General features: G+C 48.3%; 25 protein-coding genes. 8 read left to right on the top strand and 17 right to left on the bottom strand.

What is annotated here, in order from left to right; all coding sequences use genetic code 11:
* Position 1: 1 nt before the first annotated feature.
* From purF to purE, 7 genes are read right to left on the bottom strand one after another with little or no spacing between them, the layout of a single operon-like run.
* Entirely contained in the window at positions 2-1,420 is a 1,419-nt protein-coding gene (gene purF / locus BM271_RS01215) for an amidophosphoribosyltransferase (protein ID WP_046789823.1), read from the bottom strand.
* A complete protein-coding gene (gene purL / locus BM271_RS01210; protein WP_046789822.1) occupies positions 1,399-3,579 on the bottom strand; it encodes a phosphoribosylformylglycinamidine synthase subunit PurL in 2,181 nt (726 codons plus the stop codon). Before purL ends, purF begins: the two co-directional genes overlap by 22 nt.
* Entirely contained in the window at positions 3,572-4,240 is a 669-nt protein-coding gene (gene purQ, locus BM271_RS01205; protein ID WP_046789821.1) for a phosphoribosylformylglycinamidine synthase subunit PurQ, read from the bottom strand. The genes purL and purQ overlap by 8 nt, the downstream gene beginning before the upstream one ends.
* Positions 4,240-4,497: a phosphoribosylformylglycinamidine synthase subunit PurS gene (purS, locus tag BM271_RS01200; protein WP_046789820.1), complete on the bottom strand. Its 258-nt coding sequence runs from the start codon at positions 4,495-4,497 to the stop codon at positions 4,240-4,242. Before purS ends, purQ begins: the two co-directional genes overlap by 1 nt.
* Positions 4,497-5,201, bottom strand: coding sequence for a phosphoribosylaminoimidazolesuccinocarboxamide synthase (gene purC, locus BM271_RS01195; protein ID WP_046789819.1), 705 nt, complete (start codon positions 5,199-5,201; stop codon positions 4,497-4,499). Before purC ends, purS begins: the two co-directional genes overlap by 1 nt.
* Complete coding sequence (gene purK, locus BM271_RS01190; RefSeq protein WP_046789818.1) at positions 5,198-6,322, bottom strand: 5-(carboxyamino)imidazole ribonucleotide synthase; 1,125 nt, start codon at positions 6,320-6,322, stop codon at positions 5,198-5,200. Before purK ends, purC begins: the two co-directional genes overlap by 4 nt.
* Complete coding sequence (purE, locus tag BM271_RS01185; protein WP_046789817.1) at positions 6,309-6,791, bottom strand: 5-(carboxyamino)imidazole ribonucleotide mutase; 483 nt, start codon at positions 6,789-6,791, stop codon at positions 6,309-6,311. Before purE ends, purK begins: the two co-directional genes overlap by 14 nt.
* A gap of 327 nt (positions 6,792-7,118) precedes the next feature.
* Between purE and folD the strand changes: the two genes are divergently transcribed.
* Entirely contained in the window at positions 7,119-7,970 is an 852-nt protein-coding gene (gene folD / locus BM271_RS01180; RefSeq protein WP_046789816.1) for a bifunctional methylenetetrahydrofolate dehydrogenase/methenyltetrahydrofolate cyclohydrolase FolD, read from the top strand.
* Positions 7,971-8,112: 142 nt separating this feature from the next.
* Here folD and BM271_RS01175 read toward each other — a convergent pair whose 3' ends face one another.
* The 7 genes from BM271_RS01175 to BM271_RS01145 form a co-directional block, all read right to left on the bottom strand.
* On the bottom strand, positions 8,113-8,352 hold the full coding sequence (locus tag BM271_RS01175; RefSeq protein ID WP_234960363.1) for a hypothetical protein: 240 nt from the start codon (positions 8,350-8,352) through the stop codon (positions 8,113-8,115).
* A 32-nt stretch (positions 8,353-8,384) separates the two neighbouring features.
* Complete coding sequence (locus tag BM271_RS01170; RefSeq protein WP_046789814.1) at positions 8,385-8,591, bottom strand: hypothetical protein; 207 nt, start codon at positions 8,589-8,591, stop codon at positions 8,385-8,387.
* A 139-nt stretch (positions 8,592-8,730) separates the two neighbouring features.
* On the bottom strand, positions 8,731-9,687 hold the full coding sequence (locus tag BM271_RS01165; protein ID WP_046789813.1) for a calcium/sodium antiporter: 957 nt from the start codon (positions 9,685-9,687) through the stop codon (positions 8,731-8,733).
* Positions 9,688-9,787: 100 nt separating this feature from the next.
* A complete protein-coding gene (locus BM271_RS01160) occupies positions 9,788-10,180 on the bottom strand; it encodes a hypothetical protein (RefSeq protein ID WP_046789812.1) in 393 nt (130 codons plus the stop codon).
* 89 nt (positions 10,181-10,269) lie between these two features.
* On the bottom strand, positions 10,270-11,730 hold the full coding sequence (locus tag BM271_RS01155) for a sensor histidine kinase (RefSeq protein ID WP_052749837.1): 1,461 nt from the start codon (positions 11,728-11,730) through the stop codon (positions 10,270-10,272).
* A complete protein-coding gene (locus tag BM271_RS01150) occupies positions 11,727-12,446 on the bottom strand; it encodes a response regulator transcription factor (RefSeq protein WP_234960361.1) in 720 nt (239 codons plus the stop codon). Before BM271_RS01150 ends, BM271_RS01155 begins: the two co-directional genes overlap by 4 nt.
* A 124-nt stretch (positions 12,447-12,570) precedes the next feature.
* Positions 12,571-13,704 (bottom strand): globin domain-containing protein, encoded by a 1,134-nt coding sequence (locus BM271_RS01145; RefSeq protein ID WP_046789810.1) that lies wholly within the window; start codon positions 13,702-13,704, stop codon positions 12,571-12,573.
* 184 nt (positions 13,705-13,888) lie between these two features.
* On the opposite strand from BM271_RS01145, the gene BM271_RS01140 reads away from it, so the two are divergent.
* Both BM271_RS01140 and BM271_RS01135 read left to right on the top strand, forming a co-directional pair.
* Positions 13,889-14,305 carry an RrF2 family transcriptional regulator gene (locus BM271_RS01140; protein ID WP_046789809.1) on the top strand — a complete coding sequence of 139 codons (417 nt, stop codon included), beginning with the start codon at positions 13,889-13,891 and terminating at the stop codon, positions 14,303-14,305.
* A gap of 5 nt (positions 14,306-14,310) precedes the next feature.
* A complete protein-coding gene (locus BM271_RS01135; protein ID WP_046789808.1) occupies positions 14,311-15,054 on the top strand; it encodes an immunoglobulin-like domain-containing protein in 744 nt (247 codons plus the stop codon).
* A 391-nt stretch (positions 15,055-15,445) separates the two neighbouring features.
* Here the strand turns inward: BM271_RS01135 and BM271_RS01130 are convergent, their stop codons facing one another.
* Positions 15,446-15,958 (bottom strand): type 1 glutamine amidotransferase domain-containing protein, encoded by a 513-nt coding sequence (locus tag BM271_RS01130; RefSeq protein WP_046789807.1) that lies wholly within the window; start codon positions 15,956-15,958, stop codon positions 15,446-15,448.
* Between the two features lie 165 nt (positions 15,959-16,123).
* On the opposite strand from BM271_RS01130, the gene BM271_RS01125 reads away from it, so the two are divergent.
* Positions 16,124-16,363, top strand: a complete 240-nt coding sequence (locus BM271_RS01125; protein ID WP_046789806.1) for a hypothetical protein — start codon at positions 16,124-16,126, stop codon at positions 16,361-16,363.
* 33 nt (positions 16,364-16,396) lie between these two features.
* On the opposite strand, the gene BM271_RS01120 is transcribed toward BM271_RS01125, so the two are convergent.
* Positions 16,397-16,852, bottom strand: coding sequence for a hypothetical protein (locus tag BM271_RS01120; RefSeq protein ID WP_046789805.1), 456 nt, complete (start codon positions 16,850-16,852; stop codon positions 16,397-16,399).
* A gap of 94 nt (positions 16,853-16,946) precedes the next feature.
* On the opposite strand from BM271_RS01120, the gene BM271_RS01115 reads away from it, so the two are divergent.
* The 4 genes from BM271_RS01115 (at position 16,947) to BM271_RS01100 (ending at position 18,010) form a co-directional block, all read left to right on the top strand.
* Positions 16,947-17,138, top strand: coding sequence for a hypothetical protein (locus BM271_RS01115; RefSeq protein ID WP_046789804.1), 192 nt, complete (start codon positions 16,947-16,949; stop codon positions 17,136-17,138).
* Between the two features lie 39 nt (positions 17,139-17,177).
* Positions 17,178-17,357 (top strand): CsbD family protein, encoded by a 180-nt coding sequence (locus tag BM271_RS01110; RefSeq protein ID WP_046789803.1) that lies wholly within the window; start codon positions 17,178-17,180, stop codon positions 17,355-17,357.
* A 103-nt stretch (positions 17,358-17,460) separates the two neighbouring features.
* Positions 17,461-17,700, top strand: coding sequence for a hypothetical protein (locus BM271_RS01105; RefSeq protein ID WP_046789802.1), 240 nt, complete (start codon positions 17,461-17,463; stop codon positions 17,698-17,700).
* 94 nt (positions 17,701-17,794) lie between these two features.
* Complete coding sequence (locus tag BM271_RS01100; RefSeq protein WP_046789801.1) at positions 17,795-18,010, top strand: hypothetical protein; 216 nt, start codon at positions 17,795-17,797, stop codon at positions 18,008-18,010.
* A 118-nt stretch (positions 18,011-18,128) separates the two neighbouring features.
* Here BM271_RS01100 and BM271_RS01095 read toward each other — a convergent pair whose 3' ends face one another.
* Positions 18,129-18,326, bottom strand: a complete 198-nt coding sequence (locus tag BM271_RS01095; protein WP_046789800.1) for a hypothetical protein — start codon at positions 18,324-18,326, stop codon at positions 18,129-18,131.
* Positions 18,327-18,398: the final 72 nt, after the last annotated feature.

The following is an 18,398-nucleotide window of genomic DNA, read 5'->3' as shown; positions in this document are numbered from 1 at the left end:
GTTAAACTCCTTTCGTCTTCAGGTCTTTCTCCTGGGGCAGGACCTGATCGATGATTTCAATCGGGTAGTTCCCTGTAAAGCAGGCATCACACTGGCCTCTTGAACCGTATGAATGATAGACGTCATGCATCGCATCCACTGAAAGGTAGGTCAGTGAGTCCGCATCGATTTCCCTGCGGATCTCCTCATTCGATTTTTGGCTGGCGATGATTTCGGCATGTGTGGACACATCGATGCCGTAGAAACACGGATTCTTAAGCGGCGGCGAGGAGACACCCATGTGCACCTCTTTTGCGCCCGCTTTCCTGAGTGCCTTGACGATGAAGCGGCTCGTCGTGCCCCGGACGATGGAATCGTCGATGACGATAATGCGCTTCCCTTCCACAACATCCCGTACCGGGGAGAGCTTCATGCGTACGGCACGTTCGCGCGCTTCCTGACCCGGCGAGATGAACGTCCTGCCGACATAGCGATTTTTAAGGAGACCCTGTTCCTGCTTGATCCCGGATTCCTCCGAAAACCCTTTGGCTGCAGCGAGGCTCGAGTCCGGCACACCGATGACGATATCTGCCTCCACCGGCATCTCTTTCGCAAGTTCCCTGCCGAGCTCTTTGCGGATCGTATAAGTCGAAGTGTGGCGGAATTCGGAATCCGCCCGTGCGAAATAAATATATTCCATCGAGCACATATTCGGTTTTTCGACATCTGTATACCGGTCGAAATCGATGCCGTCCTCACTCAGCGTGATGAGTTCGCCCGGCTCAATGTCCCGGATATACTCCGCCCCGATGGCTGTGAACGCACAGGTTTCACTCGCCACGCAGTAGGAACCGTCGATTTCACCGAGCATCAGCGGACGGACCCCGTGGTCATCAAGCGCAATCGTCAATGAATCTTCATCCAGGATAACGAATGCAAAGGCGCCTTTCAGCTGCTTGAGTGCCGATTTGATACGCGTTTTTCTGTCAGTGCTTTTATTTTTCCTGAGAAGATGAGCCAGGACTTCCGTATCGGAAGATGTCTGGAAGATTGCCCCGTCGTCTTCAAGCGCCTCCCGGATGCTCATCGCATTTACGAGGTTGCCGTTATGTGCAAGGGCGAGGTCGCCTCTATGATTTTTGAATAGAAACGGCTGAACATTTGAGAGTTCGCTGCCGCCGGTCGTCGCATAACGGACATGACCGATGGCGTGGGGAAACTCTCGGAGGGAAGCCAGCTGATCTTTTGTCAAAGCTTCAGTCAGAAGTCCCATGCCGCGGGCGCCGAACAGATATTCATTGTTCGAACATACGATGCCCGCGCCCTCCTGTCCTCTGTGCTGCAGGCTGTGCAGCGCGATATATGTCAGTTCACTTGCACGTTCGTGATCCCATACTCCAAAAATTCCACATTCTTCGTTCAATCCACGGATGTCATACATTTCGGGATTGCCCCTTCCCACGCGCCTGCAACTTCTGCAAGATCTCTTTCAATCGTCACATCGCGTGTTTTGATTCTAAATCCATCTTCAGTCAGTCTGCCGATTTCCACTGCATCTTTTATGTCCTGTCCCGGTTTCGCCGTGACAATATATCTTGAAGCATTTTCTGCGAAAAGATCTTCTCCGTCGAGTTCGATCTCTGCATCAAGGCCGAGACCATGGAACGAAGCGAGCTGTGCAAGTTTCACAGCGATGCCGCCGCGTCCAACCGGAGAGATTTTTTTGATGTCGCCGCCTTCCAGCATGCCGCGCAGAGTCATGCCGCGGCTGTACTCGAGCTCAAGGTCGATATTGCGCACTGCTTTCGAAACTTCATTATCGAGCAGTTTTTCAATTTGGCTGCCGGCGAATGATTTTTCCGTTTCACCGACAAGATATACTGCGTCGCCCGCTTCGATGGATATCCCTTCCATGAAATTCACATCTTCAATCAGCCCGACCATGCCGATGACCGGGGTCGGCAGAATTGATGCCGTCCTGTTTTCGTTATAAAGGCTGACGTTGCCGGAAACGACAGGTGTCTCAAGTGCACGGCATGCCTCTGCCATCCCTTTTGTCGATTCCTCCAGCTGATTGTAGATTTCAGGATTTTCCGGGCTGCCGTAGTTCAGGCAGTCTGTCATCGCAAGCGGCACTGCACCTGTCGAGATGATGCTCCTGAAGACTTGCGCAACCACTTCCTTGCCTCCGTTGTACGGGTCTGCGTAAACGTAGCGGCTCTTGCCGTCGATTGCCATCGCAATCGCCTTATCAGTCCCTTCGACTCTGACCACACCGGAACCGAAGCCCGATTTCCGGACCGTATTCGAACCGACCTGATTGTCATACTGCTCATAAATATAGTTTTTTGCACCGTGTGTCGGATGTTCGATCAGCTGATCGAATACTTTATTCAGATCTTTTTTGGAATAGTCATACGCTTTTTCATCCAATTCAGGTTTTCTGCCTTCGAGAATATAAACTGGTGCTTCATCGGAGAGCGGCTGGACCGGAATGTCCGCATAGAGCTCTTCTTCATAATAAAGTTTCAGCCTGTCTGAATCCGTAACCTCACCGATGACAGCTGCATCGAGCTCGAAGTCTTCGAACATATCCAAAAACTTCTGCTCTGTACCGTCTTCTACGACAAGCAGCATGCGCTCCTGTGTTTCGGAAAGCATCATTTCATAAGGGGAGATCCCTTCTTCCCTGACCGGTACCTGGTCAAGGTAGAGATTCATGCCTGCTTCACCTTTGGCCGCCATTTCAGAACTTGAAGATGTAAGACCTGCTGCACCCATGTCCTGGATGCCGACAAGTTCCGGCTGGTCGATTGCTGCCAGTGTCGCTTCCATGAGCTTTTTGCCCGTGAACGGATCACCGATCTGCACGGATGGCCGTTTCGACTCGGACTCATCGCTCAGTTCCTCTGATGCGAATGTTGCACCGTGGATGCCATCGCGGCCGGTCTTCAGGCCGACATAGATCACTTTATTGCCGACGCCTTTGGCTGTCCCTTTTTGAACCTTACCCTGATCCATCACGCCGACGCACATTGCGTTGACGAGCGGGTTGCCGTCATATGATGGATCGAACTCCACTTCTCCGGAGACTGTCGGAATGCCGATGCAGTTTCCATATCCCCCGATGCCGGATACGACACCACGCAGGAGGCGGCGGTTGTTCGCTTCAGTCAGTTCACCGAAACGCAGCGAGTTGAGCAGGCCGATCGGGCGTGCACCGATGGAAACGATGTCGCGGATGATACCGCCGACACCCGTCGCTGCCCCCTGATACGGTTCAACTGCAGAAGGATGGTTATGGGATTCGACTTTGAAGACGACTGCCTGGTTATCCCCGATGTCCACAACGCCCGCACCTTCACCGGGCCCCATCAATACACGTTCACCGGAAGTCGGGAACTGTTTGAGGAATGGTTTGGAGTGCTTATAGGAACAGTGTTCACTCCACATTACAGAAAAGATGCCGATTTCCGTATAGTTCGGCTGACGGCCGAGAATATCGATCACCTTATCGTATTCCGCATCCGTAAGTCCCATTTCTGCATAGAGCTTCTGGTTTCTGATGTCATCTGCTGTTGGTTCAATGAATCTAGACATGATTTGCCTCCCATTTAGTCATTTCCCGGAATAATTTCAATCCATCGTCACTGCCGAGCAGCGTTTCAAGTGCACGTTCAGGATGCGGCATCATGCCGAGCACATTTCCTTTTTCATTGACGATGCCGGCGATATCGTTTCTTGAGCCGTTTGGATTCTCATTGTAGGTCAGTACAATCTGGTTGTTCGCTGCAAGCCTGTCGTATGTTTCGTCATCACAGTAGTAATGGCCTTCACCATGGGCGACCGGGTACACAACATCTTCGCCCTGTCCGTAGCCGCGGGTAAATGCCGTTTCGTTGTTGACGACTTTCAAAGATTCGTCTCTCGAAATGAATGTATGCTGGTCGTTGAAGATGAGCGCGCCCGGAAGCAGACCGACTTCCGTCAGAATCTGGAAGCCGTTGCAGATTCCGAGGACGGGCTTTCCTGCATCCGCTGCTTCTTTGATCGCTTTCGTCACCGGTGCAACTCCCGCCATTGCGCCGCTGCGCAAATAGTCGCCGAATGAGAATCCGCCCGGAATGAGCACGCCGTCAAAGTCTTCGAGCGAAGTCGTTCTGTAGTCGACAAATTCCGCTTCCGCACCCACTTTCAAAGCTGCATTCAGCAAGTCGCGGTCACAGTTGGAGCCTGGGAACTGGATCACTGCAAACTTCATTATTCCGACACCTCATCCAAGATTGTATACTCATACGTTTCAATCACTGTATTTGTGAAAAGACGGTCTGACAGGGATTTGACGATTTCATCGATCCTGCTTTCCTCAGTTTCATCAATATCAAAGTAAAGGACCTTCCCGACACGGATATTGCTGATTTCATCATGGCCGAGTTCATGCACCGCACGGTTCAGGGCCTCCCCTTGGGTATCGAGCACCTGTGGTTGTAAAGTTACGATAAGTTCTACCTTTTTCATTATTTAACTGCCTCCATCTTTTCATAAAATTTTGTATAAGTATCAATCAGGGAACCTGTCGCGTTACGGTAGACATCTTTATCAAAGTTCTCACCCGTCTCAAGGTCCCGTATGCGGCATGTATCCGGTGAGATCTCGTCCGCGAGCAGGATGTTCCCTTTTTTATCCCTGCCGAATTCGATTTTGAAATCGATCAGCTTCAACCCCATCATGTTCATCATTTTTATGAGGGCCGCGTTCACTTTGAGCGCTGCTTCCTTCAGCGCCCTGATCTCGTCTTCGGTCGCTATGTCCAGCCTCAGCACATGGTCGTCCGTCAGGATCGGATCATTAAGTTCATCTTTTTTGTAATAAAGTTCTACGAGGGGCGGTGTGAATTCCTCACCGTTTTTGAAGCCGAGCCTCTCGACGATGCTCCCCGCCGCCACGTTGCGGACGGCCACTTCCAGCGGAATGATATGGACCGCCTTCACTTTCTGTTCCGTCTCGCTGGTACGTTCGATGAAATGGGACGCCACGCCATTCTTCTTCAAGTATTTGAAGATATCCGATGAAATCAGATTGTTCAGGCGTCCCTTGCCTTCCATGAAATCATGTTTCGCGCCGTTGCCGGCCGTCACTTCATCTTTATATTCAATGCGGAGCACTTCAGGATCTTCAGTCTTGAAGACTTTTTTCGCTTTCCCTTCATATAAAAGCATCACACCGTCTCCTTTAAAAAATCTCGGTCAAGCGCGTCTATCGTCTGTTCCAGATCATCGGTAAGTACGGTTACATGTCCCATCTTGCGTGCCGGCTTGCGGTCTGTTTTGCCGTAGACATGCACATTCCATTCCGGATGTGTGAAGAGTTCCCCGTCCAGACGGTCCAGGTCCGCGCCCAGCAGATTCATCATCACGGCATCCTGATGGAGATATACCTCAGGCATCGGATGATCCAGTATGGAGAGCACGTGTGCATCGAACTGGCTGATGTTGCATGCCTCGATCGAGTAATGCCCCGAATTGTGCGGCCTCGGTGCTATCTCATTGACGTAGAGGGTACCGTCCTCCGCCACGAAGAATTCGATGGTGAATGCACCGGTAAAATGCAGTGCCTTCATGATTCTTTCCGCTTCCTTCTGTGCCTGTTCCGCATAGTCCACACGGGAAGGCACGATCGTACGGTAGAGGATCTGGTCCTTGTGCAGATTCTCCTGAAGCGGAAAATAGATGACCTGGCCGCTCACACTTCTTGCGATCGTAAGGGAAACCTCCCTTTCAAGCGTGATGTATTTTTCAACGACGAATTCCGTTTCATCGAACGGGATTCCGGCAGAATCGAGGTCTGCACCCGATTCGATCAGATACTGGCCCTTACCGTCATAGCCGCCGGTGGCCGTTTTGACGATGACAGGCGCGCCATGGGTTTCCATGAAGGCGCGGATAGCATCAGGCGTCTCCACTTTTTCATAAGGGACGATCCTTGCTCCGGAATCTTTAATCGCCTGTTTTTCCGTTTCGCGGTTCTGCAGAGTAAGCACGGTCTTTGCACCTTGCGGCACGTAATAGTCGTCGACCAGAGTGTGCAGAATCTCCGCATCGATATTTTCAAACTCATATGTGATGACGTCGGACATCCCGCACAACGATTTCAATGCTTCGAGGTCCCCGAATGCTGCATTGATGAAATGATGGCTCGTCGCTTTGGCCGGTGCATCCTCCGATGGATCAAGGACTGCCACCCTATAGCCCATTCTGAGTGCGGACTGCGCCATCATTTTGCCGAGCTGTCCGCCGCCGATGATTCCAATTGTTGCACCGGGTGCCAGTTTAACTGAGGTCATTCTGCATCTCCTCCACTTTATCTTCGAGTGATTTTGTATAGCTGCCGAGTTTTCCGTAGAGTTCCGGGTCCTTTATTGCCAGCATCCGCACGGCCAGTATGCCGGCATTCTTGCTGCCTGCCTTGCCGATCGCCATCGTTGCGACCGGTATGCCGCCCGGCATCTGGGCGATGGATAATAAAGAATCCATACCCTGCAGGGCTTTGGACTCGATCGGTATGCCGATTACCGGGACGTTCGTAAGAGATGCCACCATGCCGGGCAGATGTGCTGCCCCGCCTGCGCCTGCAATGATTACGTCGATGCCGTTCGACTTGGCGTTCTTCGCGTAGTCCACCATCATTTCAGGCGTACGATGGGCGCTCACCACTTTTTTCTCATAAGCTACACCGAAGTGATCGAGCATATCGCATGCATGCTCCATCGAAGGCCAGTCGGAAGAACTGCCCATGATTACTCCAACAGTCATAATAGTATAACCTCACTTTGAAATGTGTTTGTTTTCAACTCATGCTTAGTTTAACAATTGCCCGGCGGTTATTCAACTTAAAAAACGAACATTTTAAATATATTATATTTCATTGTTTGTGTTTACGAACTTTACATGTATTTAAAAGTGTTGTAAGTTCGTCTTTTGTATGATTTTTACAAAATTAAGTGTAATACATCTTTTTATGTGTTGATTGCCATTGGCATTTGTCAGTATGGCCTATGGACATAATTTGATTCACTGTGGAAATTTTCAGGCAAGTTATGGATAATAGAGACAGTCAAACTATTAGATAGGAGAATGAAAATGACAGCAGAATTGTTAAACGGACGCGAAATCGCCAAAGATTACCGCGCCGGACTTGCAGCAGAAGTTGAAAAACTGAAAGAAAATGGAATCACTCCGAACCTGACAGTCGTCATAGCCGGCAATGACGGCGCTTCCCTCAGCTATGTACGTTCAAAAAATAAAGCAGCCGAAAAAATCGGCATGACGTCAAATATTGTACATCTTGATGAAGACGTCACTGAAGACGAGGTTCTGGACGTCCTCGATCGTTTGAATAATGACGATAGTGTGAGTGGGATTCTGGTACAGGTGCCGCTTCCTGATCAGGTCAGTGAAGAAAAAGTTCTCGAATCCATCGCACCTCATAAAGATGTCGACGGTTTCAGCCCGGTGAACATCGGCCGCCTGTACACAGGCCAGCGTACATTTGTCCCATGCACACCACTCGGCATCATGGAACTGCTGAAACATACAGGCTCCCTTGAAGGAAAGGACGTTGCCGTAATCGGCCGTTCACACATCGTCGGCCAGCCGGTGGCGAAACTTCTTACTGATCAGAATGCAACCGTCACACTGATGCACTCCCGTACAAAAGACATGACCGGGAAATTACATGAATTTGACGTCATCGTCAGTGCCGTCGGTTCTCCGGGACTCGTCAAAGCTGAGCATATCAAAGACGGTGCCGTCGTGATTGACGTCGGCAACACAATGGTCGGCGACAAACTCGTCGGCGATGTAGACTTCGACGCCGCCAAAGAAAAAGCAGGCTGGATCACGCCCGTCCCGGGCGGCGTCGGTCCTTTGACAATCACGATGGTGTTGAACAATACCCTCCTTGCCGCCAAATGGCACAACGGAATAGAATAATTTTATTTGCGGCCGCACCTTTTTTGCGAAGGGTGCGGTTTTTTCTCGCTTTATGTGGAGGGGTTCAGAGCCTATCGTACATCGAACACTCCTTTGAACGTACGTTAACTCTTCCATTCATTCATCTTTCTTTAAAATCTCTTTACTTGAAAACATAACCGGCAAATTCATATTCGAAAATATTCCTTGGATTTTTGTATTTTGCATATTTTCCGGAATTCATTAATTCAAAATACTTGCCGAATATCGTTTTTATATACCTCTTCTCCACCTCTCCGGCCATGAAATCACACACCTCCCGCAGCTTCAGCTCCCGGCCGCCGGCAAACCATTTTCCATCCTCATACACATAATCACCCGCATAATTTTTTGCATCACACATATATATACCGGCGGAAGTAACAATCATCGTGTCTATTTGGGTGACTCCCCCGCACTTATCCAAACATCCCGGTACACCTGCCACCCGTTTCCGCCATGCATATCGACAAATCTGTCCAATTCAAGCTCCCCCGAAAAACCTCGTGCAAAACGCTGTAATTCATCTGCTCCCCGCTTGTCCAATCCCCGGCGTGCATCCATCACTTCAAGCCATTGATGCTTCAAAGTTTTCTTCCTCAATAGATTCCCTCCTCAAAATAAAAAGCCCTTTTCCTATATATAGGGGAAAAGGGCCGATTTGATTATTTGTTCATTCAAATATTTTATTTAATTCAAGAAAATATATTAACTCATCAATCTACAAATCCGATAATCACAGTCAGTTTCTGATAATGATGTACACAAGGTATACGACATACGCTGCGACCATGATAAATCCTTCAGTCCGACCGATACTGTAACGGGTCCTCGAAAAAATCAGCAGCAGGATTGTCAGCAGAATCATAACCCATGCATCTGTAAATATTTTGGCATCCAGTGCAAGCGGGGCAACAGTTGCAGCACTCCCGGCAACAAAGAATATATTGAAGATACTGCTGCCCACGGCGTTTCCGATTGCGATATCCCCCTGCTTTTTAATCGCAGCAGTGACAGAAGTGATCAATTCCGGCAATGATGTTCCGATGGCCACAATCGTCAGCCCAACAAGCGTTTCACTCATACCAAGCGCAAGCGCGATCTCTGTTGCACTGTCCACTACCAATCTGCCGCCGAAGATGATCGCCGCCAGCCCGCCGAGCGTAAACACAATATTCCTCATCCAGGAGGATCCTACATCCGTCTCCACGCCATCAGCTGCGTCCGAACGATTCTTCAGCGCCATGTCAAACACATAATATAAGAATACAGCGAAGAATAGCAGGATCACCAGGCCATCCCCGCGCGAAACGAGGTTCTCTGCAGCTCCCTCGAGCGCCACATCCCCCATCATTACAAGCAGGACAACACCGGCAAGCAGTGAAAACGGGATTTCTTTTCTGACAGTCTCACTCTGGACAGTGAGTGGGGCAATCATTGCTGTCACACCAAGTACAACTGTAATGTTAAAAATGTTGCTGCCGATGATATTACCAAGTACGAGACCGGCATTGTCCTCGAGCGCAGCAAGGATACTGACTGTCGCCTCCGGGGAACTTGTACCAAAAGCGACAATCGTGAGACCGACAAGCAGTGGGGAGACACTCAGCTTGACCGCGATATTAGAAGCACCTTCCACAAAATAATCCGCCCCTTTAATGAGCAGGACAAATCCGATGATTAAAATAATATAAGACAAAATATCGACACACTCCTTTTAAAAACTGCAGATGCTACCTACTCTATTCCCATAGAATACCAAAAAAACCCACTTTTCATATAAAAAGTGGGTCAGATTCCTAATTTTCTTTTTTCACAAAGAACGTCACCAGGACAAACAGCGCAAATGATATCAATGTAATACTCCCGCCGACGATGAAATAGACAATCGTAAATGTCTCATTAAACCCGAAAGGATTCAGCATGTAGAAGTACATCCCGCTCGTCAGCAGCACCGCACCAAGCACACCCAGCGCACACTGGATATGCACGAGCATCGGCTTCGTCACCGTGTAGACACTGTAGAAAATCCCCCAGGCAAACATCGACAGCCAGCCCACCAGAAGAATATGCGTATGGATCGGACGGATCGCGTAATCCATCTCCCCCGCCATCTGCGAGCCGATGAACACACCGAGCAGCCCGAATAATGATGCGATTCTGATTAAGTTAATTCCCCATTTTCTTTCCATTTTTCATAATTCCTCCATTTTTTCTTTTATAATAAAATTCTCACCGCCGGCAAGACACCGTCCCGCCGGACAGACATTTCCAATTGTCATTATTTCTCAAGTCTGACTGTAAAGGCTGTACCTTCGCCAAACGTACTTTCGACTTCAATCGTCCCGCCGAGCATATCAACCGTTTCCCTGACAATCGCAAGCCCCAGGCCGGATCCTTCACTGGAACGGGCAGCATCCACCCGGTAGAACCGGTCGAAGATCATATCGAGCTCTTCCTGACGGATGCCCTCGCCCGTGTCCCTGACACTCACTTCAACATGCGTGCCCCTGTCTTCAAGGGTCACTGTGATTTCATCACCGTCAGATGAATATTTCACTGCATTTGATACAAGATTATCCCATATATTCCACAATAGATTCCGGTCGGATTCGATTACTGCCTCATCCAGACTGTAGGACAGGTCAATTCCTGATTCGTCCAGCCGCCAGCGGAACACCCGGATCACCTCGCGGATCTGTTCATCAAGCCGTACAGGTGCTTTCTTCACCTCATATGACTGGTGATCAAATTTGTTAAGCAGCATCAGCTGCCTCGCCAGGGACGACAGCCGCTTCGCCTCTGAATGCACAACAGAGGCAGCTTCCTGCGCGTCATCCCCCTGCACTTCTCCGTCCTCCAAGAGTTTCGCATACCCCTGAATATTGAGCAGCGGCGACTGGAGGTCATGCGTCACATCGCTGATGAACTTCTGACGCATACTGTGATTTTGCTGCAGCTGCCCCTTCATGGCATCGAGGCTGCCTGCAAGCTGTCCGATTTCGTCCCTGCTGTATGTGCCGGGCGCAATATCATATTCGAAATTTTCTTTTCTGATTTCATCCGCTGCCGTGCGCAGACGGCCGAGCGGTTCCGTCAGACGGCGGCTCATCAGAATGATGAATATAAGACTCACAAGCACCGCCGTCACAAAGAAAACAAGCAGGATGATATGGAATTCACTGAACATCAGGCTGCTGTCCTGCTTGATGAACAGCGCATGCTGTTCCCCGTCGATCATGACTGGAACACCGACGGTATTGCGTACATCATTCATGAAATGTCCCATCATGAACCAGTTGGCCATCTCGGCCGCTTCACCCCGGTACACATTGCCGGATAATACATGTTCCAGTGTGGAAAGATCCATCTCCGTCCGCTCAAAGGGAGCGCCGGCAAAATGCGCCGCATATCCGCCATTGAACGGCCCTTCGGTCAGAGTCACTTCCCCTCCGGAAACACTCTCTTCACCCGTCGTATTCCCATCGCCGCCGGATATCAGCGCCACCTGATAATCCAGTGCATCCAGCATATCCATGGCGGCAGGGATTCCCGACGCATCCGAAACGTCCTGCTCAAGAACCGTTTTCAGATCCCCGGCCGTTCCCAGCATCTGTTCATTCATCTTCGGCTTAGAGTAGAATGCATAGAGTATATTGGACGCCAGCAGCGAAACAACCAGACTGACACTGACGACCGCTAGCAGCACCGCTATGAAACGCTTATACAAAGTATTCATCATATATCCGTCTCCGCCTCAAGACGCTCCAGACGGTAGCCGACACCGCGCACAGTCAATATCCGGACTTCTGCATCATATTTTTCAAGCTTCTGACGCAGCCGGTTCATATGCGTATTGATAGTAAACGTACTCGTATCAAGGTCCCCCCATACACTTTCCGCAATATGTTCGCGCGTCACCACCTTTTCCGGCCGTTCTACCAGGCAGGCAAGCATTTCCAGCTCCTTTACAGGCAGCATATGTGTCCGGCCCGCCACCTCTATCTCATAATGTTCACGGTCGAGCGTCACGCCGCTGAATGACAGCTTCGTATCTGCCGCGGGATTTGAACGCTTCAGCACCGCACGGATCCTGAACAGCAGCTCTTTCGGCTCAAACGGCTTCACGATGTAATCCGAAGCTCCCGCAAGAAAACCCTGCTCCTTATCATCCAGCTGCCCTTTCGCCGTCAGCAGAATCACCGGGATTTCGAGGTCGCCGTTCAGCACTTCCGTCAGCTCAAACCCGTTCATACCCGGCATCATCACATCCACAACCGCGATGTCCACTTCCTCATCCTCTAAATATTCAAGCGCCGCCCCGGCGTCTTCAAAATCAAACACATCATAACCATTCTTCTGCAGGTAAAGGACGACCAGTTTCCGGATGTTCACATCATCCTCGACCACCATCACTTTATTCATCGGCCCCAACTCCTCTGTTAAAAACTCTATCATCTTTATATAAACACAATATAAATACTTTAGGAATAAAAACCTCACCCTGCCATATTACCGCACACACTGAAAAAACGCCCACCGCGCCATGCGGTGAACGTTTCAAGAGGGATTTTATTTAATATTATGCACCAAGACTCATCTTAGGGCCGAACGGCTCAAAGTGGATGCGGCTTTCTTCGACGCCCATTTCCTTAAGTTCCTTCATCATCGTTCCCATGAAGCCCATGGAACCGCAGATGTAGATTTGACGGTCTTCACTGCCTGTGAAATCCGTCCTGTTGAGGAAACCTTCCGTTTCGCTGAATTTCACTTTAAGGTCTGCGCCTTTTTCCCGGATGTCAGCCATCTGGTCTTTGAACGGCTGGTGGTCTTCATTGATGCAGCTGTACACGTATTTTACGTCCTTGCCTTTAGCCACGGCTTCTTCGGCCATTGCCATTACCGGTGTTGCACCGACGCCGCCTGCGATGAAGAGCAGTTTATCGTGATCTTCTTCGACTTTGAAGTCGCCCGCCGGCGCGGACATGAAGAGTGCGTCCCCTTCTTCGATTGCGTCATGCATATAGTTTGAAACGACGCCTTCTTTGCCTTTGATGGCTTCACGTTTCACTGCAAATCTGATGCCGTCTGCCGCATCGTTCGAACAGATCGAATAATGACGCAGTGCCGTGTTTCCATATCCTTCAGGCTTCACTTTGACCGTGATGTACTGGCCGGGAGTGAATGATTTATCAACATCATCGGAATCAACTGTGAATCTGACGATATCCGGAGTGACATTCTCTTTCTTCTTCACGATGAATGGTTTGAAACCATCCCATGCAGCGTTTTCGTACATTTCCTTTTCGATGCCGATGAATACATCTGCGATCTTGCCGTAATATTCTCCCCATGCATCGATGATTTCAGGAGTTGCCGCCTCTCCAAGCACTTCCCGGATGCCTTCAAGCAGATATTTCCCGACGATCGGATAGTGTTCCGGTTTGACATCCAGCGCGCGGTGCTTGTGCGCAATACCCATCACTGCAGGTACAATCGTCTCGATGTCTTCGATATGTCTCGCTGCAGCCAGCACTGTCATTGCGAGTGCCTTCGGCTGGTCGCCCACTTTCTGGTTCGTCTTGTTGAAGATATCGAGCAGTTCAGGGTGTGCTTCAAACATTCTTTTGTAGAATACTGTTGTGATTTCCGTGCCGTGTTCCTCAAGTACAGGTACCGTTTCTTTGATAATTTGTTTTTTAGCTTCAGCAATCATTAGTTCAAGCCCCTTTTTCATTAAACATATATTTTTAATACATCTTTAGTTTAAAGGTGCAGCTTTACTTTTTCAAGGTATATGTTAATATTTTCACATATTGTTCACAAAATCGCTTTCATAAGCCGAAGATATTTATTAAAGTATCAAAGCCGTGTATAATTTCCTGGAGGAGTTGATCAGGATGAAGCTTACATTATATACGGACTATTCCCTCCGGGTCCTCATGTATCTGGGGCTGCGCGACGCAGAGGAAAGAGTTCAAATAGATGAGATTGCCGGATTTTATAGCATATCCAAAAATCATCTGACCAAAGTCGTCCACCATCTTGCGAAGCTCGGCTACATCAAAACTCTGCGTGGTCGCGGCGGCGGGATTATGCTAAACTATAAGCCAGAGGCACTGAATATAGGTGAAGTCGTCCGCAGTACGGAAGATAATTTCCATATGGCGGAATGCTTCAATGCTGAAAATAACCAATGCGTACTGACACCGGTGTGCAGTCTCAGGTTCGTGCTGAATGATGCACTGAAAGCTTACCTTGAAGTGCTGGATAACTATACATTGGAAGATATTCTTCCAAACGGAATTCCGGGGTGACGAAGATGAACTCAAAAACGATATTGAAAGTGATGGCAGGCCTTCTGCCTGCAGCGCCGATTACCGGTGACTTCATAGATCAGAGCATCAAGACTGAAGATATTGCAGAGTCGGAAGATGGTGCAGATTCAAAATATGCCGATTATGAAGGACCGACGATGGAAGAGGAAATCGCGGCACACAGCGGCAGTGTCCCTGCATTGGAAGGGATGGAAGCCTATAATGTCAAAATCGGGGATGAATTCGATCCGCTGGCAGGCGTCTACGCCGTCGACAGCAAAGATGGTAATATCACGGATAAAATTGAAGTGACAAGCAACAATGTTGATACCAGCAAGCCCGGCACCTATAACGTTTCCTACAGAGTGGAAAACTCAAGCGGCAACTGGTACGAATACACCCGTAAGATCGAGGTTTCGGATGCAGCGAGCGATCCGGTTCCGATGGTGCCGCCGACTGAAGAACAGCTCTCCGGCTCAGATTCCGGGGATTCCTCCAGTTCTGAATCAGAAAATTCTGCACGGATCACCTTCATCGGGCTCGAGGATACTACAATCCAGCAGGGTGATGAATTCGATCCGAAAAAAGATGTCCAGGTCATCGATGTGGACGGCAGCGAAATTACAAACCAGTTGTACATTTCAGGCGAAGTCAATACGGACGAACCGGGTGAATACACAATCGCCTACGCAGTGTTCGACCACTTCGGCGATTCCCATGCCAAAGCCAGAACCGTCACAGTCGAATAGCTGTTGGAATCATGTTGATCTGAAGGCTTTGAAACATATCATTGATATGTTTCAGGGCTTTTTTGTCGGAAAAATACAGATGAGCGGGCAGATTCTGTTTGTTTAACGGCCAATGATCCCTTTCATATCAGTGATTCGGTATCATAGCCCTGAGAGAGCCGCTTGCATATCAGTGATTCGGAATCATAGCCCTAAGAGGGCCGCTTGCATATCAGTGATTCGGAATCATAGCCCTGGGAGGGCCGCTTGCATATCAGTGATTCGGAATCATTGATGAGAGATACACGCTCATCTTGTCGAATTTGAATCACTGAAGTGCGTGTACAATACATGAAAAAGAAGGCCGGATCACTGATCCGGCCTTCTTTTCTATACTTCACTTCAATATATTTTATGCGAGCTGTTTCTTGATTTCACTATTGAAATCCGGAAGGTCATCAGGGGTACGGCTGGTTACAAGGTTGCTGCAGACTACTACGGAAGCATCCTGCACTTTGGCACCAGCATTTTCGAGGTCTTTCCTTACGGAAATGAATGATGTCACATTACGATCCTTCAGCAGGTCTGTATCGATCAGCACCTGAGGGCCGTGACAGATTGCGAAAGTCGGTTTGTCATTTTGCAGGAAGTGCGCTGCAAACTTGCCGAAACGCCCCTGTTCATCTGCACGCAGCAGATCCGGTGAAAATCCGCCCGGGATAAAAATTGCATCATATTCATCTGAATTCACTTCGGAAATCGATTTGTCGGCTTTGAACTTGCCGCCCTGCTTGCCTTCGATTTCACCAGCTTCAGTTGAAATCACTTCAACTTCATGGCCTTCAGCTTCCAGAGCCTCTACAGGGCTTGTGTATTCTACATCTTCAACCATATCTGTCATGATTACGGCTACTTTCTTTGCCACAAAACATCTCTCCTTTAGAATTGTAGTTATTTGGTTTACATAGTATCTCTTCCACATATGGTGCAAATTCAAACATAGAAGCGTCTCATTTATATAAAAAGTTCATATAAAGCAGTTTGACAAAACGAACAGACGTTCCTATAATTATATAACAGGAGTGATGATATGCAATTTTCATATGATAAAAATCTCGAATATAAAATATTATATAACGTCAAACACGAGGTGTTTGACTATCCAAATACAAGCATGCCAGAGTATGACATCAGGACAGTCGATTTCCATATGCAGCTGATGGAGAAAAAAGGACTGATCGTCCTGACCCCATTCACATACGATTTCTACTACAGTAATATTGAACTCACTGATGAAGGTGAAGCACTGCTTGCGCATAAAGCATCATAAATAGTAATCATGACCCGCGGCGCGGGTCATTTTTTATACTTCGATATCCAATTCGAATGTTTCGAGCAGCCACTCTTTCGTCCGGGAATCTGTCATAGGTTCAACCGGTTTTTCTCCCACAAAAAGATTGTCATCCAGCAGCCCGTCTTCAAGTTCAGGCACGAGCGCCAGCCACTCGACCCTGAGTGCGTATTCCTCGCTGCCGAAGTGCGGGTTGATCCGCCTGATTTCCTTAAAAGGGTAATCTTCGTGTTCAATCAGCAGACCGCCCTGATGCAATTCAAGTGTTTCGAACGGTACGGCAGTCCGTGTCACCCTGCCGACGCCCAGATATCCATAGCGCGTCGTATAGAGTGCGACGATTTCTCCTTTCTCCACTTCCATGATTGCCTCTTCATTACTTTTTCCCGTCACACTGATGATGCCGAGCTTCTTATATAGATTATAGTCCCTGAATGTACTGTTGAACTTTCCATTGATGAAATACATGGCTCCACCTCTTCTTTTAAAAAGACTCTACCCCTCCTTTGTATGTTTCATGCAAAATGAGTGCGGGTATTTATTATAAAAGGAGCTGGTTCATATGGCGTTGAAAGACAGGCGGGAAAAGAAGGCCGGAGACGCACAGGAAAAGCTGCCGAAAGAGTACCGGTATGAAGATAAGGAACAAGATCACATCGATGACTACAACAAGCACAACAAAGAGTATTACTATGATGAAGAAATCGACAAAAGTGTGTTCCATGACAACCGGCATGATTCAGGAAACAGATAAATCCGGCCGGGTCAAATTAAAATAAGAGGTGAATATATTATGGGAAAAGAAAATGGTAAAAAAGATGAATTCATCGGCAAGGCTAAAAAAGCTGCAGGTGATGCACTGAATGATGAAAAGACTAAAAATGAAGGTAAACGCCAGGAAACAGAAGGCAAAGTGAAAGATGCTGCGAACGACGTTAAAGAAAAAGGCAAAGACATGTTCAATGATAAATAGCACGATACGGGCACCTCTGATTCATGGGCAGGTGCCTGTATTGTTTAATTACGGCAAGGGGTGGTAAAGCCAACTAAATATGGAAATAAAGGAGTGTCCACTTATGTCAGGGAATGAAGACAATCAGCAGGAACAGATCAGGAAAGAAGCAGAACAGAAGGCAGAAGAAGGAAAAAGTCAAAAAGAGCAGATGAAAGAAAAAGCACAGGCCAAACAGGAAGATTTCAAAGACGAAAAATCCAAAGCACAGGCCAAACAGGAAGAAACACAGGGCAAGATCAATGACGCAAAAGATCAGATTCAGCAGGAAAAAGGAACCAATCAGTTCAACCAGTATAAGTAATCAGACTTAAAATAATAAAAGTCCGTATATCATGTTTAGACACTTGTATATATAGGGTAAGGTTGAATATCACACAAAAAGGAGATGTTTAATCATGGCAGAAGAGAAAAAAAGTTTATTCGACAAAGCTAAGGATAAGGTAAACGATCTCAAAGATAACACGAGCAAAGAGGATGTTCAACAAGGCTGGGACTCCGCAAAAGAACAAGGTGACAAGCACTTTGAAGACAATGAAAAATGGAACAGTGCAAAAGAAAAAGGCGATAGTGCCATGGATAAATTCGGTGGCGGGAACGACGAAAACAAATAATATTCATTGAATGGCTACACTACCCCATGCCCGGTCTCAATAGAGTCCGGGTATTTATTATGGGAAAATACATAAAAAATACAGCGGTCAAAAGACCGCTGCTAAAATATCAATTATTTTATTGGTTAGGCTTTCTTCTGAAGAAAGTCAGTATCGCAGCCGCTGCGAGCAGAAGAGCCGCCGCAACTCCGATTGGAGCTGCAGGAACCCCAGCGTCGGGCAGTGAGTCAGAACCACTGACAGCAGTTGAATCATCATCTACTTCATCCCCGTCATTACCAGCTCCGGCTTCATCACCAGGAACTGTGACGTTCACACCTTCTCCGGTATTTCCAACTTCGCCCTCAGCTACTACAGTCAGGACATCATCTGGAGAAACCGCTCCGCT

This window comes from Salinicoccus halodurans (assembly GCF_900114445.1).
In the GTDB taxonomy this organism is placed as follows: Bacteria; Bacillota; Bacilli; order Staphylococcales; family Salinicoccaceae; genus Salinicoccus; species Salinicoccus halodurans.
The sequence above is the reverse complement of the archived record's forward strand: the minus strand, read 5'-3'. Positions and strand labels throughout refer to the sequence as shown.